A 25,651-nucleotide genomic window follows, 5' to 3' on the forward strand; every position below is an offset into this window, starting at 1 on the left:
GCGGTTTTTAGCCGCCATTTGTCGGGTTCGGCACCTCAAGTCGCTCCGCAGAATGCCGAGGCATGAACGCTTCCGGCCTGCTCCCCTTCCTCTGGTTCCTCGGCATCGTCGCGCTGATCCCGGTCGCGCTGTGGCTGCTCAAGCGCACGCCCATCGGCGGCTCGGCGGCCACCGGCGTGCTGCGCGTCGTGGCGCAACTGCCCACGGCGCCCAACCAGCGCCTGCTCGTCGTCGAGGTCGGCCAGGGTGATGACCGCCGCTGGCTGGTGCTGGGCGCCACCGCGCAAAGCATCGCCACGCTGCACGTAATGCCGCCGCAGGCAGAGCCGGTGCCGCCGGCGAGCTTTGCCAAGCTGCTGCGCAAGGAGCAAGGCGATGCGTAAGTTCCTCGGTTTCGCATTGCTGCTCGCCGCAGGCGGCGCGCTCGCCCAGGCGCAGACCCCGCCGGCCACGCTGCCGCTGCTGGTCGGCCAGGGCGGCGGGGGCAGCAGCTACTCGGTGCCCATCCAGACGCTGCTGTTCTTCACCGCCTTGGGCTTCCTGCCTGCGGTGCTGCTGATGATGACGGCGTTCACGCGCATCGCCATCGTGCTGAGCCTGATGCGCCAGGCGCTGGGCACGCAGGCCGCACCGCCCAACCAGGTCATCATCGGCCTCAGCCTGTTTCTGACCTTTTTCGTCATGAGCCCGACGCTGGACAAGGTCTACGCCGACGCCTGGCAGCCCTACAGCGCCGGCCAGATCCAGTTCGATGAGGCCTTGAAGCGCGCCGAGGTGCCGATGCGCGGCTTCATGCTGAAGCAGACCCGCCAGGCCGACGTGGCGCTGTTCTCGCGCCTGGCCAAGCTGGACCCGGGCATCAAGGCCGAGGACGTGCCGTTCAAGGTGCTGGTGCCGGCCTTCGTCACCAGCGAGCTGAAGAGCGCGTTCCAGATCGCGTTCCTCGTCTTCATCCCCTTCCTGGTCATCGACATGATCGTGGCCAGCGTGCTGATGAGCCTGGGCATGATGATGCTGTCGCCCGTGCTCGTCGCCCTGCCCTTCAAGCTGATGCTGTTCGTGCTGGCGGACGGCTGGAACCTGCTGCTTGGCTCCCTCGCCGCATCGTTTGCCACCTGACCCCGACATGGACGCCCAACAAGTCTTCACCTTCGGCCAGCAAGGCCTGTACATGCTGATGCTGGTGGCCGCGCCCATCCTCATCGTGGTGCTGCTGGTCGGCGTGGTCATCAGCGTGATCCAGGCGGCCACGCAGATCAACGAGGCGACGCTGTCCTTCGTGCCCAAGGTCGTCGCGGCCATCGTCACCTTGCTGATCGCCGGGCCCTGGATGCTGACGGAGCTGGTGGAGTACATCCAGCGCACGCTGCAGGCCATACCCACCGTCGTTGGCTAGATGTTTTCCGTCACCGAAGCCGAGCTGCTGGCGTGGTTGAACCCGCTGCTATGGCCCTTCATCCGCACGCTGGCGCTGTTCGCCGGCATGCCGACGTTCAGCCAGCGCAACGTGCCGCTGCGGCTGCGCATCGGGCTGGCGCTGTTCATCTCGGTGGCCGCCCAGCCGTCGCTGCCCGAAATGCCCGTCACGCCGCTGGACTCGCTGCCGGGCCTGACGCTGCTGGTGGCGCAGCAGTTGCTGATCGGTCTGGCCATGGGTTTTGCGGTGCGCATCGTGTTCGCGGCGCTGGAGTTCGCCGGCGAGATCATCGGCCTGCAGATGGGCCTGAACTTCGCCGGCTTCTTCGACCCGGGCACCGGCGCGCAAGGCACGGCGAGCGCGCGCTTCTTCGGCAGCATGGTCGCGTTCCTGTTCATCGCCATCAACGGCCACCTGCTGCTGATCAACGCGCTGGTGCAGAGCTTCCACGCGTTCCCGGTCGGCGCCGAGCCGTTTGCCTTCCTGCGTGCCATCCAGCCGCAGCGCTGGGGCGCCGAGATCTTCAACATCGGGCTGTGGATCGCGCTGCCGCTGATCACCATGCTGATGTTCGTCAACCTGGTGCTGGGCGTGATCTCGCGCGTGGCACCGCAGATCGGCGTTTTCTCGGTCGGTTTCCCGCTGACCGTCAGCGTCGGCCTGATCGGCATGGTGGCCACGCTGCCGCTGATGCAAACGCCGTTCACGGTGGCGCTGGAACGGCTGCTGGCGGCGTTCAGCTAGCGCCTACAACTGCCCTTCCAGGTGATCCGGCGCCGTGATGGTGCGCATCCACTTGACCGACGCCACCTTCCAGCCGGGCTCGCGCTTCATCAGCGCCATGACGCCGGGCAGGTGTGCCGCCCCATAGGTCAGGTAAATCTTCGGCCGCTGGTCCGCCAGCAGTTCGGCAGCCAGATGCCGGTTGCGGAAGTCCAGCACCACGGCATTCAAGTCGTCGCTCTCTCCGCCACCCGACCTCCCCAGCACCAGCGTCATGACGCCCCGGCACAAGGTGCCGGCCAACGCGCTGCGGCGCGGGTCGCCACCCTGCTGCCAGGCGATGAAGCGGCTGAGGACATCGGGCGCCTCGCCGGTGTCACCCGACTGCTCGGCATCGCGCTTTCGCATCGCGGCGGCGAACGCCGGGTTGGCCTGCATCAGCCGGTCGTACTCCTGTTTCATCGCCCGCGTGTTCACGTCCATGGTCACGTGTCGCTCCGGATGCAGCCGCGCATCGGCCACCAGCGGGCCGAAGTAGTCGATCTGATAGCTCAGCCCGCAGGTCTTGCCCAGCTCGCGGTAGCTGCTGCCAAGATCCTTACCGTGGCTCATCGTGTCGCGAAACCACGCATCGGCTTCGGCATCGCTGTCGGACACGCCCTCGTAGGCCAGCACATAGCCATCCGTCAGCGCCTTCTCCAGGTCGTAAATGACCGCCTGGTAGAAGCGCTCTGAACCGACGTGCTGCATGCCCTGCATCACCACCGTCCGCGGCCCGTTGGTCAGCGTCACGGTGGGCACGAGGGCCGGCCGGGTCTCGGTGACGATGGCGAGGTAGTAAACCGGCGCGGCGGCCAGCCCGCACAGCAGCAGCCACAACCCCAGCACCGTCCACAGCCAGATGCGGCGCCAGCCTCGCGCGCGGGCCGTGCCTGACAGCCGCCGCCACAGCCAGACCAGAGGCCAGGCCAGCAGCGCCGCCGGCACGGCCAGCAACGGCAGCAGCAGCCAGGAAACGCCGAGCAGCACGGGCAGGCCGGCCAGGCAGCACAACAGCAGCGCAGCCCACAACAACGTCGTCAGGCGAACCGCCAGTGTGGAAGTCGGGGCGGCGCAGGTCGTCATCCTCAGAAGCGCCTGCCGGCACCCCAGTCGCCCACGTCGCACTTGCCACTGAAGCCCGGCCGGCCCTTGATCTCGGCGAAGCCCGTGCGGCGGTCGATGTCAACACTAAGGCGGTTGAGCCCACTGACGCGGTACTTGGCGGTGATGCGCTCAGGCGTCATCTGCAAGTCCTCCAACTGCCACCAGCCGTCACGGCCGCCGGAGTTCAGCGGCGGGATCATCTTCTCGCCCAGGTGCACCCGCCCGCTGCCGTCACGGAACTCGAACTGCACGCCGGTCTGGAACTGCTCGCTGGCCGACTCGACCCGCTGCGTGGGCTCGTAGCGCTTGCGCTTGTCATTCCACTCGTAGCCCGAATGGCTGGAGAAGACCGCATGCTCGCCCTGGCCATAGCAGACCAGCGTGAGGTCATCAGGCTTCTGGGGCTGCGGCCTCGCATCACCCGCCTGACCGCCGGGCTTGCAGTTCTGCGCAGGGATGCGATTGATGGAAGCGTAACGGCCGTCGGTGGTCGCGATGGACACGCAGGCCTGCTGGAGATCACTCCACCAGAAGGTCCACGACTGGTCGCGTACCAGCGCCGCGCGCACCTGCTGGTAGCCCCGGGCCTGCATCTGGGTCTCACCTCCGGCGCCGCGTGCGCCGACCAGATCCGCCAAATCGGGCGGCGTCTGGGCTTGAGCACTGGTGCAGGCGAGCCAAATGCTGCTCAGCAGTCCGGCCCACTGTCGTTGCTGTGTTGCCATGTCATTGCTCCGTTATGGGTTGCATGAGGAGACCGCCCGCTGCGGGGGTGTTCGGATGGTAAGCGCGCCGGCGTCGTGGTTGCGCAACGCACGGGCTCAACGAGACGGCGCCAGCGGCTCGACGTCGGGCAAGGCGCCGGGCGGTTCAGGACGCAGGACGGCGAGCGCCTCACCCGACACGCTGCGCAGATTCAGGTCGTACTGGTTGAAAGGGATCTGGATGCCCGCCTCGCCAAGCGCCGTGTTGACGTTGACCAGCATCGCGCTGCGGATGCTCGTCCAGTTGTCGAAGTCCGTCGTCCAGGCACGCAGCACGAAGTCCAGCGAGCTGTCTCCGTAGCCCTTCATCAACGCGCTCGGCGCCGGCTGCGCCGCCACGCCCGGCGTGGCGAGCGCCACCGCCTGCAGCAGCGCCAGCACCTGCGCCGGTTCGGTGCCGTACACGACGCCGACCTCGATCTCGATGCGGCGCGAATGGTCCACCAGCGTCCAGTTCGTCAGGCTGCTGGACAACAACGTTCCGTTCGGCACCACCACCTCGGCGCCATCGAAGGTCCGAATGATGGTGGCCCGCATGCCGATGGCCTGAACCCGGCCCGCAGCGCCGGCCACCTCCACGACATCGCCCGGGCGCAGCGGGCGCTCGAACATCAGCACCAGGCCAGAGACGAAGTTGTTGACGATGTTCTGGAGCCCGAAGCCGATGCCCACCCCCAGCGCGCCAAATACCAGCGCCAGCTGGCTGACCTTGAAGCCGGCCGCCGACAGCGCGAGCAGGAAGCCCAGCAGCAGCACCGCGTAGTAACTCAGCGAGGCCACGCTGTTGGCCACGCCCCGCGGCAGTGACGGCCGCGCCGACAACTGTTCGCCAAGCACTTGGCGCACGGCGCGCGCCACCCACCATGCGATCAGCACCGACAGCGCGAACACCAGCAGGTCACCCAGGCTCACCGAGATCTCGCCGACCTCGAAGTGATAGCCCAGCATCGCCGTCAAGGCCCCCTGTGCCGGCCGCATGACGCGGAACGCCGTCATCGCATACGCCAGCCCTCCCACTGCTGCACCGGCCACCAGGGCACGCGACAGCATGCCGAACAGCTGACGGGAGTGCCGCTGCAACAGCGGCAGCGGCTGCAGAAACGTCTCGTCCAGCAGCGCGCGGAGCAGCGCCCGCGCCACGCCCACGGTGGCATACAGCAGCAATCCGAAGTAGCCGCTCTCGATGACCCCACCCAGCAGCATGTCCGCCAGTGAAACATTGCCCACCACATTCATCACCAGCGCCGTGCCCAGCAGCGCGGCGGCACACCACGCCGCCGCCCGCGCGACGCGCACCGCACGCGCCGCGCTCGGGTCATGAACCGGACGGTGCGAGCGCCACAACAGCCACAGCGTCAGCCCCAGCGCCAGCAGCGTCAGGCCCAGATGCACGAAGCGATAACCGATGCCGGTGGCAGATGGCACGAGGGCAGCAAAGTTGAGTACGTACAGTCCCACGGCAACGAGCGGCCAGTGGTCCAGCACCGGCTGGCGCCGGGTTGGCAGCAGGCGCAGCAACGGCACCAGCGCGATCAGCAGTGCGACTTGATGGGCCAACAACGGCGCTTCGGGCTCCAGCACGAGCACGGACATCATCGACAGCAGCAGCCAGGCCGCGATCGGCCGGTGCAGCGCCGCCCGGTCGTCGCTGGCATCGGCCGGCCAGTCCCGGCTGCGGTGACGCGCCAGCAGCATCAGCATCAGCAGCAACGGTTGCAGCACGAGCAGTGCGCGGCGGTTGACCGGCGCTGCCGCCACGTAATCACGCGCGAACTGGGCCTCGATCTCCATGCCACGCGAGAACTCCTCGCCTTCAGGTGCGGCGGCTGCGCGGGCGGGCAAGGCCCATAGCGGCGGCGCGTCCACGGCCAGCAGACGTCGGTCGATCAGCGCGATCGCGTCCTCCACCTCGGCGCTGCCCGTCTCGATCTGAGCCGCCAGGGCATCGGCGCGCCGGCTGAGCTCGACCTGCCGCGCGAGCGGCGCGGCGAGGTCCTGCCGGACCTGGTCCAGCGCGGCCAGCACCACGTCCACGCGCTCCAGCATCGCGGGGGGCAACTGGTCGAGCACGGCTGACGCCCGCGTGGCCTCCCATACCTGGCGACGCCGTGCCACCTGGGCCGCAGCGTCGTCGAAGGGCATCAGCTTGCGCTGCGCATCGGCCTGCCACTGTGCGAAGCGCCGGGCGTCGAACTTCCAGTGCCGATCCAGGCTCTCCAACCGCGCGATGGGCAACTCGGCCAGCGCGTCGGCACCAAAGGCGCGCAGCTTCTCCTCCACCGAGGCATCGAGCGCTGCCAGCGAAGCCAGCAGGTCCTGGGCAGGATCGGGCCGTGCGAGCTGGCGGCGCAGACGGTCGGCGAAGCGCTGGTCCTGGGCGGCAAGCAGCAGGATGTCGGCCGGCGTGACAGGCACGCGCGCCGCGCCGGTGGCCGGTGCCGATGCCGCGGTGGCGGGCGAATCGGCCCGCACCTCGCCGGGGAATGCCAGGCCAAGCACGCAGAGGAACAGGACGAGGATCAGGTACAGGGCCTGGGTGACACGGCCCCGTTCAAGCAACCCGCCACCGACACCCGTCATCGGACGACCCGCCGCTTCAGCGTCGAGCCCGCAACGAACATGCTGGCCGCCGAGACAATCAACTGCATGCGATTCCTGACGAGTCCTTGAGTGTGCGTTGCATTCTGTCTTACACATGCAGCGCCGAGATGAATGCAGAATCTGCGCACACTGCTTCAGGAGCCAACATGCCCTGCTCTGCCTGGCAACCCGGTCGACGCATTTCAACCGCTGCATGCGCGTTGTTCTCGTGCACCGCCGTGCAAGCCGCAGGCATGGAAGCGACGCAGCCGACCGTGTGGCTGCGTGCAGAGGCATTTCGCGCGGACCTCAACACGCAGGTCCGCATCGACGACGCCAGCTCGGGCGCGCAGGGTACGGCCTTCGCTTTCGAGCGCCTGGGCATGCCGAAGAAGAAGACATTGCCCGCGCTGAACCTGGGCGCCCGGTGGTCGCAGCGCTGGCGGCTGGAGCTGGAGTACTTCACGCTGGATCGCACCGGACGCGCCACCCTGGACGAGAACGTCAGGTTCGACGATCAGACCTTCCCGGTCAGCGCCGCCGTCGATTCGCGGCTGCGCTCTGACGTGGGCCGCGCCAGCCTCGGCTACTCCTTCCTGCACACACCCTCACTGGAGATGGGTGTCGTGGCGGGCGTGCACGTGACAAGGTTCGAGATCTCGATGCAGAGCAGCGTCAGTGTGTCGGGCTCGTCGGCGTCCGTGCAACGCGCCGACAAGGACGCCACGGTCCCGCTGCCCACTGTGGGTACCTACGGCAGCTGGGCCTTCGGCCCGGACTGGATGCTGGGATGGCGGGCGGACTTCTTCTCGCTGAATCACCGCGGCTATGACGGCCGGCTGCTCAACGGCCAGGCCAACCTGGTCTACCGCGCCACGCCCCACCTCGCGCTGGGCGGCGGCTTGCGCCATGTGGACTACAAGCTGCGCGCGGATCGCGGCGACATCCAGGGCAAGGTGGACTACCGGTTCAGCGGCCCGCAGCTCTTCGTGGAAATGGGTTTCTGAGACGGGCGCTCGCTGCGGCAGTGCCCGCATGAGACCCGGGCTTCAACGCGCCGCGCTGGCACCAGGCTCCACCGGCCGCGGCGCGGTCACGTTGATCTGCGACTTGCCGCGCACCGACGTGTACGCCGAGCGCTCGGCAAGGTCCAGCAGCTTGGATGTCATTACCCGCAAGGGAATCTGGTCGCCGACGTCGAGCGCGGTGGCCTTCGGGTCGGCGTACTTCACGTTGTCCAGCTGACGTTTGCGGCTCACCACTTCCAGCGTGCGCGCATCCAGCGTGACGCGCTGGAAGTACATGTAGGTGGCCACGTACGTCAGCGAGCGGCCCGTCTCGCCGGTGTTAGGGTCGACGGTCCTGTGGCTGGAGCCGCCCGCCGGATCCGGGTCGGGCGTCTCGCTGTCGAGGGCTTCGCCATCTGAATCCCAGGGCTGCACGGACGCGCCCTTGTCCAGCGGCTGCACATAGAAGCCCAACCCGGAGAGCTTGCGGCCCATGCCGCCCACGCTCGAGTAGAAGTAACTTGGCAGGATCGCCTCGATGCGGTCCCACCCGGCGCGCGCCGGCAGTGACTGCAGGTGCTGCTTCAGCGCCGCCAACGTGATGGCTTCGCGCTCCTTGCCGTCGGCTTCGGCGAGTTGCTGCTGGGTTTGCGCGGGTGCCGTCCAGGCCAGCAACACGCGCTGGGCCTGCGGCTCCGCCTCTTCTATGGCCTGGTCCAGACCCTTCAGGATCGCCATGTTCAGCGCACGGCCGTTGAGGGTGAAGCTCTTGCGGCTGAACGGCTCCCGGTGTGTGCCTGTGCGCTCGCGTTGGCGAACGATGTCGATCTGATCGCCGACCGCGGCAACCAGCGCGACGACGGGCGGCTTCGCGGGCTCCTGAGCCCATGCGCCCAGGCTGCAGCAGGTCAGCGCGACGATGCAGGCGAGATGTTTCAAGTGCTTTTTCCCGACAGAGGCGCCAATCGCCGACCGGCGGGATTCTGCAGCGTCCGCGGTCGATGACCGAACGTCATGCGCAGGCGAGTCCGCAAGGCCGCCGCGCAAGCGCTTGTGCCGACACCGATCCCGTCGGTGCTGGTGCGGTTGCTGGCGGCGTTCAGCGGACCCGCATCAGCGGGTCCGCTGATTTCAAGCGCGGTCGCGGCGGCGACGGACGAAGGCACCGATGCCGAAGAGGCCGAGGGCCATCATGGCGTAGGTGCTGGGCTCCGGCACGGCGCTGACGGTCAGGCCGGACAACGTGCCGTTGTACGTCCCCACCAGCGTGGCGGCGCCAGTGCCCAGGTTGATGCTGTAAATGCCGGTGACCAGCGACGGACCGTCGACATTCAGCGCTGCGAACGCCTGACCGTCGCCAGTGATCTCGAAGCCGTTGGCCCGCAGCACGTCCACGCCCAACGCGCCCACCGTCGTGATGGTCGGCGTGTTGAAGGCGGTCGGGGCGAACGCCAGCGTGTCGGTGGCTGAATCGATGTAGTACAGCGCCGTGCTGGCCGGCGCGGCCGAGGGCATCAGGCTGCTGTTGGTGTAGGCGACGCCGGTGTAATTGCTGCCGATGGTGTTGGCGGCATTACCGACCACGCCGGTGGACGCATTGACGGCAAAGTTGTCGCCTGCCGAGCTGACCAGCCGCAGCGAGGCCGCCGTGCCGAAGTCCGCGACCGGGTTGAAGTCGATGCCGTAGCTGAGGTTGCCCTGTACGACCGGGCTGGACAGCGCGGCGACCCAGGTCGCGGCGCCGGTCGTCTCGCTGACCGTGTAAATCTGGTTGGCCAGGCTGACGCCGTAGATCAGACCGTCCTTCGGGCGCATGTCGATGCCGACCAGCCGGTCGCCGGTCATCAGGCCGGTGATGTCCATGTTGACGGCGCCACTGATGTTGGCGGTGTCCATCAGGCTCAGTTGGTTCTGGCTGTTCAGCCCGATCAGCGTGACCGCCTGGGACGACGTGACGCAGGCGAGGACGGCGGCAGCGGCAAGCGCGGCGCGAAAGGTCGAAGTCATGAAAGGCTCCTGGGTTGAGGTGGGGGCGAACGCCCGCGCCCCCATGGCACCCAGCGTGCCCAAACACAGCCGCCGGGGCACGCACCCCCTCGAATCGAGGGTCCACCACGCCCTGCGCCGGTACGCCGTCAAGCCGCCCGCAACGCCGTCGTCACCGGCAGGCTCGCCGCGCGCACCGCCGGGAGCAGCGCCCTCCAAAACGCCAGCAGCACGGCGAGCACGAGCGCGCCCTGCCAGCGCAGCATGACCCAGGCACCGAGCGGCACGAGGGCGATCTGCACCAACCCTGGGTTCTTGAAAACTGCTTGATGCTCATGCCCTCCCGGAACCCGTTTGCCTGGCCCAGGGCCGCGCCAAGTAGGCTCGCGGTGCGGCCCACTTCGACCTCGGCGTGCCCTGAGCGACCGTCCCGCTGCGGGAGGCGCTCAAAAGCCCACAGTCGTCGTGAGGCTCAACCGGTTGTAGGTCCCGAGGGTCAGGTTGACGGCGTTGCGCCGGTACTCGTGGCGCAGGCCCACGCTGACACGGTCGGACAGGTCGTAGCTGACCTCGGCCTGGCTGTCGATGCCGGTGCTGCCGTCCGCCCAGCGGTAGACGTACAGCGTGTTGGCCAGCGTGACGCGCGGCCACAGCCGCAGGTTGTTCTCGACCAGCAGCGATGTTGCATGCGTGCGCACCGTCACATCGCGGCGCAGCAGGTCCAGCGTGATGCGGTCATGCCCCAGCGCCACTAGGCTGTAGCTCTGCGGCGACCAGTCCTTGCGCCAGCCTGCACCGGCGGTGGCCTGCAGCAACAAGTAATCCAGCGTGGGCAGCGGGTCCAGCGTGAAGGTGCTGCGCCGGGCCTGCAAACGGGCGACGCCGAACCAGGGCGAATTCAGCGTGTGCATCCAGCGCACGCTGCCAGTCTGCTCGTTGCGGTCCACCTGGTCGTCCACCACCTTGTAGTCGGTCGACAGGCTCAGCTGGACCTCGTCGCGGGGACGCTGCCAGCGGGCATTGAGGTCGATGCCCAGGTCGCTGGTGATGCTGCCCTCGTCGCGCTGCCAGTAGCCCGACAAGCCCACGGACCAGGTCGCTGGCAACCAGCCCGAAGGAGCCGGGGCGGCTGCGGCTAGGGACGCGAGGGGTGCCACGACGGCCGGTGCAGCCGCAGCTTCGAACCGCGCTTCTGCCGCCAAGAAGTTCAGCAGCCCGAACCGGTCGGCCTTGAAGACGCCGCCGGCTGCCTGCTGCGACACCAGTTCGCCGGACAGCAGGTTGCCGTCGCCGTAGCGCAGCCAGCCCCGCGTCTGCGCGTGCGCGGCCAGACACAGGCCACCTGTGGCCAGCGCCACGAGCAGCGCCCGAGACGGCTGCCACTGCGGTCTGCTCATGCCGGCCGAGCCGTCAGCGCGCCCAGCGTCAGCGCGATGCCGAACAGCATCCAGTCGTTCAGCACATGCGCCAGCGCTGACACCCAGAGGTTGCGGCTGCGCAGATAGGCCAGGCTCAGCACCAGCCGCGCACTGCCGATCACGAGCAGGCACTGCAGCAGGTTCCACTGGTATGTCGGCAGATGGGCCAGCGCGAACGGCAGCGCCGACAGCAGCCAGGCCCATACCAAAGCCCGGTGACGCGACAAGCCCAGCCGGCCGGTGAACCAGGCCATGAGGGCCAGCAGTGGCAGCATGGTCAGCAACTCCTCGCCCAGCAGCTGCGGCACGGAGGCGGCGAAAAACAGCACCGTGTCGGCCGCACCCTGTTGGCCGAGTGCGTTGATGGCGGGGTTCGCGCTGGTGCCCCACCAGTGGGCCACCGCTGCGCCCACCACGAAGGTCACGAAGACATTCAGCATCGCGATGCCGGCGGCCAGCAGCACGTCGCGCGCCGACAGTCGCCGGAACAGCGCCGGCAACGCCAAAGGGCCCGCCACCGCCCGCAGCGCCAGCAGCGGGATCAGTGGGAACAACAGCGCCGGCACCAGGCGCCAGTGCCCAGCGGGCAGCGGCAGGTAGAGCGATGCGAGGCCCAGCGACACCGCCAGCAGCACCAGCGCCCAGGCCCGCCCGGTCAAGGCGACGGGCTGGCCGTTGTAGAACGGGAAGTCGGGCGCGGCGCTGGGCGCAAAAGGCGTGGGCATGGCGACGACTGGAGCGGCGTGGCGACGCTGCCACCTCGACCTTGTACCCGAGTCAGGCCTCGCGTAACGCCGTCGTCACCGGCAGGCTCGCCGCCCGCACCGCCGGGAACAGGCCGCCGACGAAGCCGATGGCCAGCGCCCACTTGATGCCTTCCCACAGCAGCTGCGGCGACACTGCAAGGTTGAAGCTGAGCTTGCCGACCGAGCCGGCCGACATCGTGGAAGCCTCGAAGCCGTTGAACAGCAGCCACGCCACGGCGCCGCCGATGAGGCCGCCGATCAGCGCCAGCAGCGTGGTCTCCAGCATCACGGCCACCACCACCGGCAGGCCGCGGAAACCGATGGCGCGCAGCGTCGCGATCTCGCGCGCCCGGGTGGCCACGGCGGCGAACATGGTGTTGAGCGCACCGAACACCGCGCCCACGGCCATGATGGCACCCACCGTGATGCCGATGATGCGCAGCACCTTCGTCATCTGCTCGCCCTGCTTGGAGAAGAACTCGAGCGTTGTCGTGGCCTTCACCTTGAGCTGCGGGTTGCCTTCCAGCGCGGCGCTGAAGGCCTGGATCGACTCGGGCTTCTCCAGCTTGACCGTGGCCGAGTTGCGGCCGCCGCCGCGCTTGTAGGCGTCGTTGACGACGTTGGCGTCGGCCCACAGCTCGGACTCCATCGCGTCGCCCGACGCGAAGATGCCGACGATGGTCCAGGGCTGATTGCCCAGTTTCAGCGTCGCGCCGAGCTGAAGGCCGTCGAACTGCCGCACCGCACCCTTGCCGACGATGATCTCGCGCAGCCCGGGCTGGAAAGTCCTGCCCTCCACGACCTTGACGTTGGGCCGCACGGCAAAGGCCGCCTCGCTGACGCCGCGCACCTGAGCGCTGCCAGTGTCGCCGGTGGGGCTGTCCTTCACCGGCAGGTTGGCGGCCACCACGGTCTCGGCCGACAGGATGGCCTCGCCTTTGGCGTTCCTGGCCACGCCGGGCGCCTGCTCGATCTGCACGATGTCCTCACGGCTCAGCGACGACGAGACCTCATTGGCGGAGGCGCCGCGCATGACGATGGCGGTGTCCAGGCTCCCGGAATTGCGCTGCGTGCGCGCATAGCCCTCGGCCATCGCCAGCAGCGAAACCAGCACGCCCACCACGCCGGCAATGCCCACCACGATGACGGCCGACGAGCCCAGCCGCTGCGGCAAGGTGCTGATGCCCACCGACGTGACGGAGCGCGCCTGCGCCCCGCTGCGGAACAGCCCCATCCACACCGCCAGCAGCACGGCCAGCACGAGCGCGCCCTGCCAGGGCAGCATGACCCAGGCACCGAGCAGCACGAGGGCGAGCAGCACCAGCCCCAGGTTCTTGAAAAACTGTTTCATGCTCATGCCCTCCCGGCCAGTGCATCGGTGATGTTCACGCGCATCGCCCGCAAGGCCGGGAATGCGCCCACCAGCAGGCCGAACAGCAGCGCCAGGCCCGCACCCATCAGCCAGCTCGTGAGGCCGGCCGCCGGGAGGTTCAGCGCACCGCCGCTGCCTGCGCTGACCGCGGGACCGATGACGCTGGCCAGCCCCAGCCCGATGACGCCGCCGATCAGCAGCAGCAGCACCGACTCGGCCAGCACCATGGACAGCACGCTGCCACCCGAGAAGCCCAGCGTCTTCAGCACCGCGATCTCGCCGGTGCGCTCGCGCACCGCCTGCATCATGGTGTTGCCGGCCAGCAGCAGCAGCGTGAAGAACACGGCGCCCATGATGGAAGTGACGATGAGGTTGATGTCGGCCAGTTGCCGCATCCACGCGGACATCGCGGCGGCCTCGGTCTGCGTGCGGGTCTCGTGATCGGAGTTCTCGGAGAGGGCGTCGATGGCCTTCAGCACGCGGTCGGCCTGGTTGACGTCCTTCACGCGGGTCACGTACCAGCCCACCTGGCCGTTGTTCCACGGCGTCGTGTCGTCGAAGTACTTCCAGTTCAGCAGGAACATCTGGTCGTACCAGGCGCCCGTCTTCTTGTCGGCCACATGGATGATGCCGACGATCTTGAACGGCCAGTTCTGGCTGCCGTTGCGGTCAGGGAAGATGGTGGACTGCATGGGCACCTGGTCGCCCACCTTCCACCCGAACTTCTTGGCCAGTCCCTCGCCCACCAGCGCGCCGTCCTTGGTCTCGGCGAAGGCCTTGCGGTGCGCGGCAGAAACTTCCATTTCCGGGTACACGTCGAGGTAGTTGGGCGAGACAGCGAAGCTGAAGACCTGGTTCTCGGGCTTCTGGTAAGCGCCGCCGAACCAGTTGGCAAAGGCAACGTCCTTGACGCCATCGATCTGCGTCATGCGCGCGCCCAGCGACATGGGCAGCAGCTGGATGAAGCTGAGCCGGGCGCCGGTCTGCAGGCGCTGGGCGCCGTTGGCACTCTTGCCCGCCTGGTCGAAGCCCACGCGCACGGCGTCCAGCAGCCCGAACAGCAGGAAGGCCGTGATGATGGACACCAGCGTCAGGAAGGTGCGGCCCTTGCGCCTGAACAGCGCGGCCCAGATGAGGTGCAGGTATTTCATGCGAGCCTCCCGGCGTCAGGCGTGGGCCTGGGCTTCAGTCACCAGCATGCCCTTGTCGAGGTGCAGCGTGTGGCTGGCTCGCGCGGCAGCACGCGGGTCGTGCGTGACCATGACGATGGTCTTGCCGTGCTCGCGGTTCAGCGCCTGCAGCAGCGTCAGCACGTCCTCGGCTGACTGGCGGTCCAGGTCGCCGGTGGGCTCGTCGCAGACCAGCAGCGTCGGGTCGCTGACGATGGCCCGCGCGATGGACACGCGCTGCTGCTGGCCGCCCGACAGCTCGGTGGGCTTGTGCGAGGCGCGGTCGGCCAGGCCGACGAGCTGCAGCGCAATGGCGGCGCGCTTCTTGCGCTCGGCCGCCGACAGCTTGGTCAGCAGCAGCGGCAGCTCCACGTTCTTCTGCGCCGACAGCGTGGGCATCAGGTTGTAGAACTGGAACACGAAGCCGACGCGCGACGCGCGCCACTTGGCCAGCGCGCCACCGCTGAGCTGGTCGATGCGCTCGCCGCCGACGCTGATGGAGCCGCCACTGGGCGCATCCAGCCCGCCCATCAGGTTCAGCAGCGTGGTCTTGCCCGAGCCCGACGGGCCCATCAGCGCAAGGAAGTCGCCCTGCTGCACATCCAGGTCGATGTGGTGCAGCACTTCCACCTTCTGCTTGCCGCGCGTGTAGACCTTGGACAGGTCGCGGACCTCGATCAATGCGCTCATGCTCATTCCTTGTTCATGATGTTGGAACCGTCTTTCAGCTCGACGGGCGGCGACACGACAACCGTCTCGCCCGACTTCACACCTTCGGTGACCAGCCGGAACTTGCCGACCTCGCCTCCCAACCTGACCAACCTGCGCTGGGCCTTGCCGTCAGCCGCGACATAGACCACCGCATTGCCTTTGGCCGGCTCAGGCCCGTCCTCCATCCGGACGGCCTCCGGCGGCACCAGCACGCCCGGCACCGGCTTGGCCTCCACCTTCGGCTTGGCCGCCAGGAAGCTCACGCGCACGCCCATGTCGGGCACGACGCGCTCGTCCTTCTGCTCCAGCGCCACACGCACCTTGACGGTTGCCTTGCCGCGGTCGGCACTGGGGATGACGGCCACCACGTGCGCCGGGATCTTCCAGTCCGGGTAGGCGTCCAGCACTGCCTCGCACGGCATGTCGGGCCTGACCTGCGCGATGTAGGCCTCGTTGACGTCCACGCCCACTTCCAGCGAGTCCATGTCGACGATGGTGCCCACACCGGTGCGCGTGAAGCCGCCGCCGGCCGACAACGGCGAGATGATCTCGCCGACCTGCGCCGCGCGCGCCGTGACGACGCCGTCGAACGGCGCACGCACGGTGGCGTAGTCGAAGTTGACACGCGCGATGCGGGCCTGGGCCTGCGCCGCTTCGACCTGGCGCTGCGCCGCGTCCAGCTGAGCCGCCACGGTCTTGACGCCTGTCGCCGCCTGCTCGCGGGACTGCCGTGTCGTCATACCGCTGGCATTGAGCTCCGCCTGGCGGCGCTCGTCGGCCTGCGCCTGGGCGAGCTGCGCGCGCACCTGGCCGAGGTTGGCCTCTGCGGTGCGAACCTGCGCCTCGGCTGCAGCCAGGCCCGCCTTCAGCCCGGTGTCATCGAGCCGGGCCAGCACCTGCCCTTTTTTCACCTTGAAGCCTTCGTCGATGAGCACCTCGATCAGCGTGCCGGTGATCTGCGCGGACACGGTGGCCATGCGGCGCGCCGTCACGTAGCCCGTGGCCTGCAGCACCGCGTTGGCAGCGGCGCCCTGACCATTGGCGCGCGCGGTGACGGTCTGCACGGCGACCGGCTTGTTGCCCGCAACCAGCCACCAGGCCGCCCCGCCCGCCAGCGCCAGGACCACCACGCCGGCAGCCACGCCCCAGACCCATCTCGGCGGGCCGCCGCCAGGGTCCTCACGGTGCGCACCGTCGATGCGCAGCTCCTTCAGCAATCCGGTATCGATGACGCGCTCCTGCAAGTTGCCACCCAGGTTGGGAACTGGGCGGATTCTGCACAGACAAGGCTGTCATGGGGTCAGGGCTTTCGACGAACGGCAGCCGGCGCGGGTGAATCGCCACCCGCCGGGATGAGTGGCGGCAGCCTACCTGCCGGCCGCGTCGCGCTTGAGGAGCCGCAGCACTGCGGTCCGCAGGGCCAGCATGTCCGCCTCCTCGTCATTCGACAGGATGGCAATCATCTCGTGGCGATGCAGCTGCCGCACGAACACCGCGGCGTAACCGCGAAACGAGCCCTTGTGCCAGGGGAAGTACCGCCCACCCTGCTCAGCCAGCGACCATCCGTAGGCGCGGTCGTCTGTGACGTGCGTGTACATCAGCTTCTGCGTCTCTTCCTTCAGCAGCGTGCCGGCCCGCAGGGCCTGGTCGAAGCGAGCGAGGTCGGCCGTGGTCGTATAGAGCGACCCGGCACCCTCCATCACCTCGGGCGGCAGGCCCAACGGTGCCAGCTCGCGTCGGCCATTCCTGCCTCGGTACCCGCGCGCCAGCCCTGGCACTTCCTCGCCGGAACGCAGCAAGCCGGAATCGCGCATGCCTGCCGGCACGCGGAGCTGCTCATCGAACAACTGCGCATAGCTGCGCCCCGACACCGCCTCCAGCACCAGTGCCAGGATGACGAAGCCGCTGCTCGAATAGGCGACCTTGCCGGTGTTCGCGACTCGCGCGGTCGCCAGGTCCGCTGGCGTGATGCGACGGTCCTGGTGGGCGCTGATGATCTCCTCGACGCCCGAGGTGTGCGACAGCAGCTGCCCGATCGTGATGGCCGCGGCTGGCTGGCTCACCAGATGCGGGAACACGCCATCCAGGCGCCGGTCGAGCGACAGCCTGCCTGCCTCGATCTGCTGGAACACCAGCACGGCCGTCATCGGCTTGTTCACAGAGAAGCCCAGGTAACGGGTGGCATCGACATTGGCGCTGCCGCGCTGCTGATCGGCCATGCCGAAACTGGCTCGATACAACACCGCACCGCCCCGCGTGACCAGCACACTGCCATTGAACCCCGCGGCATGCGCCTGGCGGAAGACCTCGCCGAGGCGCTCCGACACCGCGTCCTGCGCACCCGCGCCGCAACCGGCCGGCGCCATCAGCAGCAAGCCCATGGAGCCCAGCGTGGTGCGCCTGCTGATGCGATGCGCAACCCGCGAGTCGGTCAGGTTTGACGTGTCCATATGCTGGAACAAAGGGTTCGACCTTGCATGCCGGCGAATTCTGCGCAGCAGCCAGGCCGGCCGGTACGCCCGTTCGACGGCACGCCGCCCTTCGTTGACCAGTTGCAGATGCGGCCGACGAACGGTCGCCAGCGCGCGAGATCAGCTCGCCACCAGCCCGTTGCGGATCGCGTAGACCGTCAGCTCGGAGTTGTTCGTCAGCGCCAGCTTCTCCAGCACGCGGGCCCGGTACACGCTGACGGTCTTGGGACTGAGCATCAGCTCCTCGGCGATGTCGGACAGCCGCTTGCCGGACGCGATCATCACCAGCGTCTGCAGCTCGCGGTCGGACAGCTTGTGGTGCGCCTGCTCGGCCACCGGCGCGGTCAGGCTCTCGACCAGCATCTGCGCGATCTCGGGTGTCACGTACTTGCGCCCCTGCGCCACCGTGCGCACGGCGGCCACAAGCGTGGCCGGGTCGCCGCCCTTGTTGACGTACCCGTAGGCGCCCGCGCGCAGGGCGCGGATGGCGTATTGGTCTTCGGGGTACATGGACACGATCAGCGTGCGCAGCGTAGAGCCCTCGTCCTTCAACACGTGCAGCACGTCCAGGCCCGAGCGACCGGGCATGTTGATGTCCAGCACCAGCACATCGCAAGGGTTGTCGCGGCCGAGCTTGTGCAGCAGGCCGCGCAGCTCCGTGTAGTCGCCGGCCTCGCCGATGACCTCGATGTCGCCACTGTCGGCCAGGGTGTCGCGGATGCCGCGGCGGATCAGGCCGTGGTCGTCGCAGAGGATGACGCGGATCACAGGCGGCCCCAGATGGATTGGGTGGTGGAGTCACCGAAGTCGGTGGCGTCGTCCAGCGCGTCGATGGCGTCGGCGTCCAGCGGCACCGTGAGGATGAGGCTGGTGCCGTGGCCCGGCGTGCTGCTCAGGTCCACCCAGCCGCCCACCGTTGCCGCCCGCTCATGCAGGCCGCGGATGCCGAACGACCTTTCCTTGCCCAGCGCTTGCGGTTCGATGCCGTGACCGTTGTCACGGATCTCCAGCGTCAGCACGCCGGAATCCAGGCTCAGCTCGATGTCCACGCGCGTCGCGCCCGAATGCTTGGCGACATTGGTCAGCGCCTCCTGGGCCGTGCGGTAGGCCACCAGCGGCACGCCCGACGGCAGCGCCAGGCGCTCCTCCCCCAGGCGCAAAGCGGCCTCCACGCCGGTGCGTCGCTCGAAACGGGCCGTCATCCATTGCAGCGCGGCCACCAGCCCCTGCTCCAGGATGGCGGGACGCAGGTTGTGCATGATGCGCTGACTGGCCTCGATGGCCGAGTTGACCGTCTCCAGCGCCGCCGCGACCCGCTGGCGCACCTCGGCCTCCTGCGCATGGCGGTCGATCCAGGCCAGGTCGAACTTCAGTGCCGTCAGCGACCCGCCCACGTCATCATGGATCTCGCGTGCGATCGCCGCGCGCTCCAGCTCCACGCTGGTCTGCAGATGGCCGGCCAGCTGGTGCAGGCGCTGTTTGGAGCGCACCAGTTCTTCGTCAGCCGCCAGCCGCGCGCGCTCGCTGTCGGCAGCCTCGATGGCGTGTACCAGCGCCGGCGCCAACCGGGCCAGGTTGTTCTTCAGCAGGTAGTCGGACGCGCCGTTGCGCATGGCCGCCACGGCCGTGTCCTCGCCGATTTCTCCCGAGACCAGGATGAAGGGGATGGGCGAGTTGCGCTGCTGCAGCGCCTCCAGCACGTGCAGGCCCGAGAAGCCTGGCAGGTTGTAGTCGGACAGGATGGCGTCCCACGGCTGATCCAGCGCCGCCAGCACCATCGGCAGGCTGTCCAGGCGCTCCAGCACGACCCGCAGGCCGGCTCGCCCGAGCTCCGCCAGGATGAGCTGGTGGTCCAGCTCGGCGTCCTCGACATGCAGCACCCGCAGGATCCGGCCGGCCTGCTCCACACCTGAAATCGTCATGGGCGCAGAGTATGCCGTGGTGATAGCTCCCCACAATCGGCACGCCGGCGAGCATGAGAGAGCGGTAATACCGCGCGTTCTCCCGTAGATCTCGTGATCGACACGTGTCGAAAAGCAATCGAACATGCCATGATGCATTCGCCCTGAACGAACCCCCAGGGCACGGACAAGAAGCGGCATCCCCTCGCGGAGACACGATGCAGACAGATACCTCCACCGCAGTTGATGGCTTGGACAGCAGCATGGTCCCCATGCCGCTGCTGGCGGCTGCGGAATTGCAGGATCACCTGATGACGGTGACCAACGATCTCGAGCGCCTGCAACGTCTGCTCGACGACGCCGGCGAGGCGCTGTCCGCCCATTTCTACAGCGCGTCCAACCAGGTCATGTCATTGCTCAGCGGCACCGAAGGCGGCCCGGCGGCTGAAGGCCTGAAGCACGTCATGCAAGACATCGCCGGCGCGATCACCGCCCTGCAGTTCCAGGACATGGCCACGCAGCTGATCGCGCACACCAGCCAGCGGCTGCGCAACTGCTCGGACCAGCTGGCCCGCGACACCTTCGGCATGGATGACGAGGACGGCGCCGCCGTCGTCGAGATCGCGCCGCTGCGCCCCAACCCGGTCACGCAGGACGAGATGGACGCCGGCTCCATCGAACTCTTCTGACCCCGACATCCCCCAGCCCCCCAGGCACACACGCTCTCTCGGAGAAGACTCAAATGCACTCAATCCTCGCTGTCGACGATTCGGCCTCGATGCGCCAGATGGTGGCCTTCACGCTCAAGAACGCCGGCTTCAACGTGGTGGAAGCAGTGGATGGACAGGACGCCTGGGAGAAGTCGGGCCAGCGTGATTTCGACCTGGTGCTGACCGACCAGAACATGCCGCGCATGGACGGCATCAGCCTGACCAAGAAGCTGCGCGAGAACCCCAAGTTCAAGACCACGCCCATCCTGATCCTGACCACCGAGTCCAGCGACACGATGAAACAGGCCGGCCGCGCCGCAGGCGCCACCGGCTGGCTGGTCAAGCCTTTCGACCCGGCCAAGCTGATCGAAGTGATCGGCAAGGTCATCCGCTGAAGTCCACGACAGGGGAGTAACAGCCATGGGTGACATGACCACCGAAGGCGCCAGCATCAGTGCTGGCATCGACCTCAGCCAGTTCTACCAGGTCTTCTTCGAGGAAGCCGGCGAGAACCTCGACAACATGGAGCAGCTGCTGCTCAATGTGAACGTCGAGGAGGCCGACGACGAGGAGCTGAACGCCATCTTCCGCTGCGCCCACTCCATCAAGGGTGGCGCTGCGACCTTCGGCTTCTCCGACGTCGCCGAGCTGACCCACCAGATGGAAACGCTGCTGGACAAGCTGCGCCGCCACGAACTGCAGCCCAACGCGGCGATGGTCGACGTGCTGCTGCAGTCCGGCGACGCGCTGCGCACGCAGCTGGCCCGCCACCAGGGCTCGGGCGGCGACGTGTTCGACACGACCGACCTCCTCGTCAACATCAAGAGCTTCGTCGAAGGCGGCGCCGCACCGGTCGCCGCCGCGCCGGCGCCCGCGGCCAAGGCAGCCGCACCCGCCCCGGCACCGGCTGCGCCCGCGCCGACCGCAGCCAAGCCGGGCACCCGCCTGCTGGAACTGCAGGTCGGCCCGCTGACGGACCTGAGCCTGGCCGAGAACCTCGTCGAGCTGTTCAAGGAAATCACCGACCTCGGCACCATCGAGCCGTTGGACGCGGGCCAGAGCTCCGACGGCATGCGCCGCTTCAAGGTGCTGACCAGCTCCACCGACAACGACCTGCTGGACCTCTTCACGTTCCATGTGGCGCGTGAACAGGTGAAGCTGATGCCGCTGACCACGGGCTTCGGCTTCTACGACGGCGCGCCCGGTGCGCCGCCGGCCGAAGCGCCCTCCAACGACCCGGGCTACGGCTTCTTCGACGACGCCCCGGGCACACCTTCCGAAGGCGCCGCCGCAGCGCCTGCGCCGGCCATGGACGTCAAGCCGGCCGCCGCGATCGTGCCGACCCGTGCCGCCACGCCGGCCAAGACCGAGTCCAAGCCTGCGGCGATGGACCAGACCACGCTGCGCGTCTCGATCGAGAAGGTCGACCAGCTCATCAACCTCGTCGGCGAGCTCGTCATCACGCAGGCCATGCTGGCGCAGAACAGCCGCGAGTTGGACCCTGGCCTGTACCAGCAGCTCACCAGCGGCCTGGCCGACCTGGAACGCAACACGCGCGACCTGCAAGAGTCCGTCATGTCGATCCGGATGATTCCGATGTCGACCGTGTTCAACCGCTTCCCGCGCATGCTGCGCGACCTGGCGGCCAAGCTGGGCAAGAAAGTCGAACTGGTCACGCAGGGCGAGGCCACCGAACTGGACAAGAGCCTGGTCGAGAAGATCACTGACCCGCTGACCCACCTGGTGCGCAACAGCTGCGACCACGGCATCGAGATGCCGGCGGACCGCGAGGCCCGCGGCAAGCCTGAGCAAGGGACGATCACGCTGGTCGCCTCCCACCAGGGTGGCAGCATCGTCATCGAGGTGCGCGACGACGGCCGCGGCCTGAACCGCGACAAGCTCATCAAGAAGGCCCGCGAGAAGGGCATCGATGCGCCGGACACGATGACCGACGCCGAATGCTGGAACCTGATCTTCGCGCCGGGCTTCTCCACGGCCGACGTCGTCACCGACGTGTCCGGCCGCGGTGTCGGCATGGACGTGGTCAAGAAGAACATCACTTCACTCGGCGGCACGGTCGAGATCGACTCCGCCGAGGGCTACGGCATGAAGGTGTCCGTGCGCCTGCCGCTGACGCTTGCCATCATGGACGGCATGAGCGTGGGCGTCGGCGACGAGTGCTACATCCTGCCGCTGTCGTCCGTCGTCGAGTCGTTCCAGGTGCAGGCCGACACCATCAAGACCGTCGCCGGCTCCGGCCGCGTGGTCGAGGTGCGTGACGAGTACATGCCGGTCATCGAGCTGGAGAAGGTGTTCGACGTGCCGCGCTTCGACTTCGAGCACGTCAGCTCCATCATGGTCGTCGTGGAGGCCGAAGGCGGCCGCGTCGCGCTGTTGGTGGACGAGCTGCTCGGCCAGCAGCAGGTCGTCGTGAAGAACCTCGAAGCCAACTACCGCAAGGTCAACGACGTGTCCGGCGCCACCATCATGGGCGACGGCCGCGTGGCCCTCATCCTGGACGTCGGCAGCCTCGTGCGTCGCTCGCGTCACTAACCCACATACAACAAGGAGAGGTCTGCATGGAATCGAGCAACGTCCCCGCGCTGCGCCCGGCTGGCGCCGTCACCACCAAGGGTCCCGGCCCCAAGAGCGGCGAGTACCTGACCTTCCGACTCGGTTCGGAGGAATATGGCATCGACATCCTGAAGGTCCAGGAAATCCGCTCCTACGAGCAGCCCACGCGCATCGCCAACGCCCCCGACTTCATCAAGGGTGTCGTCAACTTGCGCGGCGTCATCGTCCCCATCGTCGATCTGCGCCTGAAGCTGAACTGCGCCACCGCGGAGTACAACAGCTTCACGGTCGTCATCGTGCTGAACGTGAAGAACCGCGTCGTCGGCGCGGTGGTCGATTCGGTGTCCGACGTGCTGGAGCTGAACCGCGACGCCATCAAGCCGGCGCCCGAACTCAGCTCGGCCTCGGTCGACACCAGCTTCATCACCGGCATCGGCTCGGTGGGCGAGCGCATGCTGATCCTGATGGACATCGAGGGCCTGATGAGCAGCGCCGAGATGGGCCTGATGGACGCGGCCATCGCGGCTTGATTTCCGCCTGACGCCCGGCTTCTGAACAGCCCCGCCCTCATGCGGGGCTGCGGAGCGTTGTCTGTCCAGAAACTCTAGGAGGTGTTCATGAGTTCGTCCGACCGCTCCATTGCTCGCCAGGTGTCGCTGACCGGCGCCGCGGCCGTCGCCGGCATGCTGCTGGTCGTCAGCCTCATCGTCGGTACCCTGCTGAAACGATCGGCCAACGAACAGGTCCACACCTGGGTGGTCGACAAGACCGGCTCACTGGTCGACGCCATGCAGGCCATGGATGACATCGCAGCCCAGCAGGCCCAGCGCAGCTTCGGCTCGTTCCGCCAGGAGTTCGGCCCCAGCTTCTCGCTGGACGCGACCACCGGCGAGCTGCGCGATTGGGGGCCCAAGCTCAACGGCAACTTCACGCAGGTCGACAAGTTCTCGGCCGTGAGCGGTGGCGTGGCCACGGTGTTCGCGGCCAAGGGCGACGATTTCGAGCGCATCACCACGTCGCTGAAGAACGAGAAGGGCGAGCGCGCCATGGGCACGCTGCTGGACCGCAGCGGCGCCGCCTACGCAGCGATCAAGGCAGGCAAGTCGTTCACCGGCCGCGCGACGCTGTTCGGCCGTGGCTACATGACGCACTACGAGCCCGTCAAGAACGATGCCGGTGCGATCGTGGGCATCCTGTTCATCGGCTACGGCCTCGAAGCCTTCGAAGGCGCGATGGACCGCATGGCCAACGGCGCCAAGTTCTTCGACAAGGGCGGCACCTACATCGTCGCCATGCCGAAGGACCCGGCCAAAGCGACGTTCGCGGCCCACCCGACGGCCAAGGGCAAGCTGGTGTCCAGCATTGCGCCCGGCTTCGAGAAGCTGCTGGCCGAGCAGAAGGAAAGCACTGTCGTGCTGGACGACACGCCCGACGTGCTCGGCAATGGGGCCGGCGACAACTTCGCGATCGCCCGCAAGAGCGAGAAGTCCGGCTACTGGGTCGTTGCGCAGGTATCGCGGGGTGAAGCGCAGGCCGCCGGCCGCAAGACGCTTTGGTTCTTCTGGGGCGCCCTGGCGCTGACCACCGTGGGGCTGGGCTTCGGCCTGTTGTGGATGCTCCGCCGCTGGGTGGCCCGCCCGCTGGCCGCGCTGCAGAAGGCCGTGGGCGCCATCGCCGACGGTGACTTGAGCCAGTCGGTCAGCAGCCGCCGCCAGGACGAGATCGGCTCGCTGATCCAGGACACCGAGCGCATGCGCCAGCGCCTGGCTGCCACCATCGGCACCGTGCGCAACTCGGTGGACAGCATCGCCACGGCCGGCGCCGAGATCGCCACCGGCAACCTCGACCTGAGCCAGCGCACCGAGCAGACGGCCAGCAACCTGCAGAACGCTGCATCGTCGCTGAGCCAGCTCACGGGCACGGTGCGCCAGACGGCCGACTCCGCCCGCACGGCCAACCAGCTGGTGCAGTCCGCAGCCTCTGCGGCGACGCGCGGCGGCGAGGTGGTGGGCCAGGTCGTCACGACGATGGACGAGATCAATGCGGCCAGCCGCAGGATCAGCGACATCATCGGCACCATCGACGGCATCGCGTTCCAGACCAACATCCTCGCGCTGAACGCAGCGGTGGAAGCGGCGCGCGCTGGCGAACAGGGCCGCGGCTTCGCGGTCGTGGCCGGCGAGGTGCGTTCGCTGGCGCAGCGCAGCGCCGAGGCCGCCAAGGAGATCAAGACCCTCATCGGCAACAGCGTGGAGCGCGTCGAGAACGGCACCCAGCTGGTGCAGAACGCCGGCACGACGATGGGTGAGATCGTGTCCAGCGTGCAGCGCGTGCAAGACATCATCGGCGAGATCAGTTCGGCCGCCACGGAGCAGAGCGAGGGCATCGCATCGGTCAACACCTCCGTCGTGCAACTGGACCAGATGACGCAGCAGAACGCCGCGCTGGTGGAGGAATCCGCCGCCGCCGCCGAGAGCCTGAAGGGTCAGGCGCAGCGCCTCGTGGAGGCTGTGGCGGTGTTCCGCGTCGCCGCAGGCCAGCCCCCGGCACCCGCAACTGCGCCGGCTTCCCGGCCCGCAGTCGCGAAGGCCGCGCTCCCGCTGGCTTCGCCCAGGCCCGCCCCGGCGCCCCGCCCTGCCCCGGCACCGCGCGCGGCACGAGCAGCTGCACCGGTGGTAGCGCCACGTGCCGCGCCAGCACCCACCCCCGCCGCCGACAACGGCGACTGGGAAACCTTCTGACCTGCCAGGCCCGCCATCGCGGGCCGGGAGAAGATCGCGATCGCATGAACGCGAAGGTGGGCCCAGGCAGATGATGGATGTGATGACGGCGAGCGCCAGCGTGCTGGTGCTGGTGGTCACAACGAACAGGCGTTCCTCGCCGGTGTCGAGGCGAGCGACTCGACATGGGGCGAATGGCAAGAAACAACATTCGACGTGAGGCGCGACCATGGTTG

At 68.0% G+C, this 25,651-nt stretch carries 25 protein-coding genes; 10 read left to right on the forward strand and 15 right to left on the reverse strand.

From position 1 onward, the window contains the following. Positions 1-62: 62 nt before the first annotated feature. The 4 genes from ACG02S_RS22990 to fliR are packed head-to-tail and all read left to right on the forward strand — an operon-like array spanning position 63 to position 2,161. On the forward strand, positions 63-383 hold the full coding sequence (locus ACG02S_RS22990; RefSeq protein ID WP_394472835.1) for a FliO/MopB family protein: 321 nt from the start codon (positions 63-65) through the stop codon (positions 381-383). Beyond that, entirely contained in the window at positions 376-1,119 is a 744-nt protein-coding gene (fliP, locus tag ACG02S_RS22995) for a flagellar type III secretion system pore protein FliP (protein ID WP_394472836.1), read from the forward strand. The genes ACG02S_RS22990 and fliP overlap by 8 nt, the downstream gene beginning before the upstream one ends. 7 nt (positions 1,120-1,126) lie before the next feature. Beyond that, positions 1,127-1,396 (forward strand): flagellar biosynthesis protein FliQ, encoded by a 270-nt coding sequence (gene fliQ / locus ACG02S_RS23000; protein WP_394472837.1) that lies wholly within the window; start codon positions 1,127-1,129, stop codon positions 1,394-1,396. Then, entirely contained in the window at positions 1,397-2,161 is a 765-nt protein-coding gene (gene fliR / locus ACG02S_RS23005; protein ID WP_394472838.1) for a flagellar biosynthetic protein FliR, read from the forward strand. It begins immediately after the preceding gene. Between the two features lie 3 nt (positions 2,162-2,164). Here the strand turns inward: fliR and ACG02S_RS23010 are convergent, their stop codons facing one another. From ACG02S_RS23010 to ACG02S_RS23020, 3 genes are all read right to left on the reverse strand, one after another. After that, entirely contained in the window at positions 2,165-3,265 is a 1,101-nt protein-coding gene (locus tag ACG02S_RS23010; protein ID WP_394472839.1) for a hypothetical protein, read from the reverse strand. Between the two features lie 2 nt (positions 3,266-3,267). Next, positions 3,268-4,011 (reverse strand): hypothetical protein, encoded by a 744-nt coding sequence (locus tag ACG02S_RS23015; protein ID WP_394472840.1) that lies wholly within the window; start codon positions 4,009-4,011, stop codon positions 3,268-3,270. 96 nt (positions 4,012-4,107) lie between these two features. After that, positions 4,108-6,630, reverse strand: coding sequence for a mechanosensitive ion channel family protein (locus tag ACG02S_RS23020; protein ID WP_394472841.1), 2,523 nt, complete (start codon positions 6,628-6,630; stop codon positions 4,108-4,110). 254 nt (positions 6,631-6,884) lie between these two features. On the opposite strand from ACG02S_RS23020, the gene ACG02S_RS23025 reads away from it, so the two are divergent. After that, a complete protein-coding gene (locus tag ACG02S_RS23025; protein WP_394472842.1) occupies positions 6,885-7,637 on the forward strand; it encodes a hypothetical protein in 753 nt (250 codons plus the stop codon). A gap of 42 nt (positions 7,638-7,679) precedes the next feature. On the opposite strand, the gene ACG02S_RS23030 is transcribed toward ACG02S_RS23025, so the two are convergent. The 12 genes from ACG02S_RS23030 to ACG02S_RS23085 form a co-directional block, all read right to left on the reverse strand. Next, positions 7,680-8,576 carry a hypothetical protein gene (locus ACG02S_RS23030; RefSeq protein WP_394472843.1) on the reverse strand — a complete coding sequence of 299 codons (897 nt, stop codon included), beginning with the start codon at positions 8,574-8,576 and terminating at the stop codon, positions 7,680-7,682. A gap of 192 nt (positions 8,577-8,768) precedes the next feature. Further along, entirely contained in the window at positions 8,769-9,644 is an 876-nt protein-coding gene (locus tag ACG02S_RS23035; RefSeq protein WP_394472844.1) for a DUF4394 domain-containing protein, read from the reverse strand. A gap of 128 nt (positions 9,645-9,772) precedes the next feature. Next, a complete protein-coding gene (locus ACG02S_RS23040; RefSeq protein ID WP_394472845.1) occupies positions 9,773-9,925 on the reverse strand; it encodes a hypothetical protein in 153 nt (50 codons plus the stop codon). A 144-nt stretch (positions 9,926-10,069) separates the two neighbouring features. Beyond that, positions 10,070-11,020 (reverse strand): DUF481 domain-containing protein, encoded by a 951-nt coding sequence (locus ACG02S_RS23045; RefSeq protein ID WP_394472846.1) that lies wholly within the window; start codon positions 11,018-11,020, stop codon positions 10,070-10,072. After that, on the reverse strand, positions 11,017-11,766 hold the full coding sequence (locus tag ACG02S_RS23050) for a CPBP family glutamic-type intramembrane protease (protein WP_394472847.1): 750 nt from the start codon (positions 11,764-11,766) through the stop codon (positions 11,017-11,019). The genes ACG02S_RS23045 and ACG02S_RS23050 overlap by 4 nt, the downstream gene beginning before the upstream one ends. A gap of 52 nt (positions 11,767-11,818) precedes the next feature. Continuing rightward, a complete protein-coding gene (locus tag ACG02S_RS23055) occupies positions 11,819-13,138 on the reverse strand; it encodes an ABC transporter permease (protein ID WP_394472848.1) in 1,320 nt (439 codons plus the stop codon). A gap of 2 nt (positions 13,139-13,140) precedes the next feature. Next, the gene (locus tag ACG02S_RS23060) at positions 13,141-14,310 is read right to left on the reverse strand and encodes an ABC transporter permease (RefSeq protein WP_394472849.1); all 1,170 of its coding nucleotides are present in this window, start codon (positions 14,308-14,310) and stop codon (positions 13,141-13,143) included. A gap of 15 nt (positions 14,311-14,325) precedes the next feature. Next, positions 14,326-15,024 carry an ABC transporter ATP-binding protein gene (locus ACG02S_RS23065; protein WP_394472850.1) on the reverse strand — a complete coding sequence of 233 codons (699 nt, stop codon included), beginning with the start codon at positions 15,022-15,024 and terminating at the stop codon, positions 14,326-14,328. Further along, positions 15,021-16,283 (reverse strand): efflux RND transporter periplasmic adaptor subunit, encoded by a 1,263-nt coding sequence (locus tag ACG02S_RS23070; protein WP_394472851.1) that lies wholly within the window; start codon positions 16,281-16,283, stop codon positions 15,021-15,023. Before ACG02S_RS23070 ends, ACG02S_RS23065 begins: the two co-directional genes overlap by 4 nt. A 123-nt stretch (positions 16,284-16,406) precedes the next feature. Continuing rightward, the gene (locus tag ACG02S_RS23075) at positions 16,407-17,420 is read right to left on the reverse strand and encodes a serine hydrolase domain-containing protein (protein ID WP_394472852.1); all 1,014 of its coding nucleotides are present in this window, start codon (positions 17,418-17,420) and stop codon (positions 16,407-16,409) included. Between the two features lie 210 nt (positions 17,421-17,630). Then, positions 17,631-18,278 (reverse strand): response regulator, encoded by a 648-nt coding sequence (locus ACG02S_RS23080; RefSeq protein WP_394472853.1) that lies wholly within the window; start codon positions 18,276-18,278, stop codon positions 17,631-17,633. After that, entirely contained in the window at positions 18,275-19,432 is a 1,158-nt protein-coding gene (locus tag ACG02S_RS23085; RefSeq protein ID WP_394472854.1) for a hybrid sensor histidine kinase/response regulator, read from the reverse strand. Before ACG02S_RS23085 ends, ACG02S_RS23080 begins: the two co-directional genes overlap by 4 nt. A gap of 197 nt (positions 19,433-19,629) precedes the next feature. Here ACG02S_RS23085 and ACG02S_RS23090 point away from each other — a divergent pair, with 197 nt between their 5' ends. From ACG02S_RS23090 to ACG02S_RS23110, 5 genes are all read left to right on the forward strand, one after another. Then, positions 19,630-20,100 (forward strand): hypothetical protein, encoded by a 471-nt coding sequence (locus ACG02S_RS23090; RefSeq protein WP_394472855.1) that lies wholly within the window; start codon positions 19,630-19,632, stop codon positions 20,098-20,100. 53 nt (positions 20,101-20,153) lie between these two features. Continuing rightward, entirely contained in the window at positions 20,154-20,516 is a 363-nt protein-coding gene (locus ACG02S_RS23095; protein ID WP_268165303.1) for a response regulator, read from the forward strand. Between the two features lie 25 nt (positions 20,517-20,541). Next, positions 20,542-22,674, forward strand: coding sequence for a chemotaxis protein CheA (locus tag ACG02S_RS23100; protein ID WP_394472856.1), 2,133 nt, complete (start codon positions 20,542-20,544; stop codon positions 22,672-22,674). A 26-nt stretch (positions 22,675-22,700) separates the two neighbouring features. Beyond that, complete coding sequence (locus tag ACG02S_RS23105) at positions 22,701-23,225, forward strand: chemotaxis protein CheW (RefSeq protein ID WP_394472857.1); 525 nt, start codon at positions 22,701-22,703, stop codon at positions 23,223-23,225. Positions 23,226-23,312: 87 nt separating this feature from the next. Further along, complete coding sequence (locus ACG02S_RS23110) at positions 23,313-25,436, forward strand: methyl-accepting chemotaxis protein (RefSeq protein ID WP_394472858.1); 2,124 nt, start codon at positions 23,313-23,315, stop codon at positions 25,434-25,436. Positions 25,437-25,651: the final 215 nt, after the last annotated feature.

It is taken from the genome of Pelomonas dachongensis, assembly GCF_043555865.1.
Taxonomy (GTDB): domain Bacteria; phylum Pseudomonadota; class Gammaproteobacteria; order Burkholderiales; family Burkholderiaceae_C; genus Pelomonas; species Pelomonas dachongensis.

Excerpts from the sequence above, each read along its gene's own strand:
- ACG02S_RS23020 (WP_394472841.1), bottom strand. The coding sequence starts at position 6,630 with ATGACGGGTGTCGGTGGCGGGTTGCTTGAACGGGGCCGTGTCACCCAG.
- ACG02S_RS23010 (WP_394472839.1), bottom strand. The coding sequence starts at position 3,265 with ATGACGACCTGCGCCGCCCCGACTTCCACACTGGCGGTTCGCCTGACG.
- ACG02S_RS23045 (WP_394472846.1), bottom strand. The coding sequence starts at position 11,020 with ATGAGCAGACCGCAGTGGCAGCCGTCTCGGGCGCTGCTCGTGGCGCTG.
- ACG02S_RS23035 (WP_394472844.1), bottom strand. The coding sequence starts at position 9,644 with ATGACTTCGACCTTTCGCGCCGCGCTTGCCGCTGCCGCCGTCCTCGCC.
- ACG02S_RS23085 (WP_394472854.1), bottom strand. The coding sequence starts at position 19,432 with ATGACGATTTCAGGTGTGGAGCAGGCCGGCCGGATCCTGCGGGTGCTG.
- ACG02S_RS23095 (WP_268165303.1), top strand. The coding sequence starts at position 20,154 with ATGCACTCAATCCTCGCTGTCGACGATTCGGCCTCGATGCGCCAGATG.
- ACG02S_RS23015 (WP_394472840.1), bottom strand. The coding sequence starts at position 4,011 with ATGGCAACACAGCAACGACAGTGGGCCGGACTGCTGAGCAGCATTTGG.
- ACG02S_RS23055 (WP_394472848.1), bottom strand. The coding sequence starts at position 13,138 with ATGAAACAGTTTTTCAAGAACCTGGGGCTGGTGCTGCTCGCCCTCGTG.
- fliR (WP_394472838.1), top strand. The coding sequence starts at position 1,397 with ATGTTTTCCGTCACCGAAGCCGAGCTGCTGGCGTGGTTGAACCCGCTG.
- ACG02S_RS23090 (WP_394472855.1), top strand. The coding sequence starts at position 19,630 with ATGCAGACAGATACCTCCACCGCAGTTGATGGCTTGGACAGCAGCATG.
- ACG02S_RS23100 (WP_394472856.1), top strand. The coding sequence starts at position 20,542 with ATGGGTGACATGACCACCGAAGGCGCCAGCATCAGTGCTGGCATCGAC.
- ACG02S_RS23105 (WP_394472857.1), top strand. The coding sequence starts at position 22,701 with ATGGAATCGAGCAACGTCCCCGCGCTGCGCCCGGCTGGCGCCGTCACC.
- ACG02S_RS23110 (WP_394472858.1), top strand. The coding sequence starts at position 23,313 with ATGAGTTCGTCCGACCGCTCCATTGCTCGCCAGGTGTCGCTGACCGGC.
- ACG02S_RS23060 (WP_394472849.1), bottom strand. The coding sequence starts at position 14,310 with ATGAAATACCTGCACCTCATCTGGGCCGCGCTGTTCAGGCGCAAGGGC.
- fliQ (WP_394472837.1), top strand. The coding sequence starts at position 1,127 with ATGGACGCCCAACAAGTCTTCACCTTCGGCCAGCAAGGCCTGTACATG.
- ACG02S_RS23025 (WP_394472842.1), top strand. The coding sequence starts at position 6,885 with ATGGAAGCGACGCAGCCGACCGTGTGGCTGCGTGCAGAGGCATTTCGC.
- fliP (WP_394472836.1), top strand. The coding sequence starts at position 376 with ATGCGTAAGTTCCTCGGTTTCGCATTGCTGCTCGCCGCAGGCGGCGCG.
- ACG02S_RS23065 (WP_394472850.1), bottom strand. The coding sequence starts at position 15,024 with ATGAGCATGAGCGCATTGATCGAGGTCCGCGACCTGTCCAAGGTCTAC.
- ACG02S_RS23050 (WP_394472847.1), bottom strand. The coding sequence starts at position 11,766 with ATGCCCACGCCTTTTGCGCCCAGCGCCGCGCCCGACTTCCCGTTCTAC.
- ACG02S_RS22990 (WP_394472835.1), top strand. The coding sequence starts at position 63 with ATGAACGCTTCCGGCCTGCTCCCCTTCCTCTGGTTCCTCGGCATCGTC.
- ACG02S_RS23075 (WP_394472852.1), bottom strand. The coding sequence starts at position 17,420 with ATGGGCTTGCTGCTGATGGCGCCGGCCGGTTGCGGCGCGGGTGCGCAG.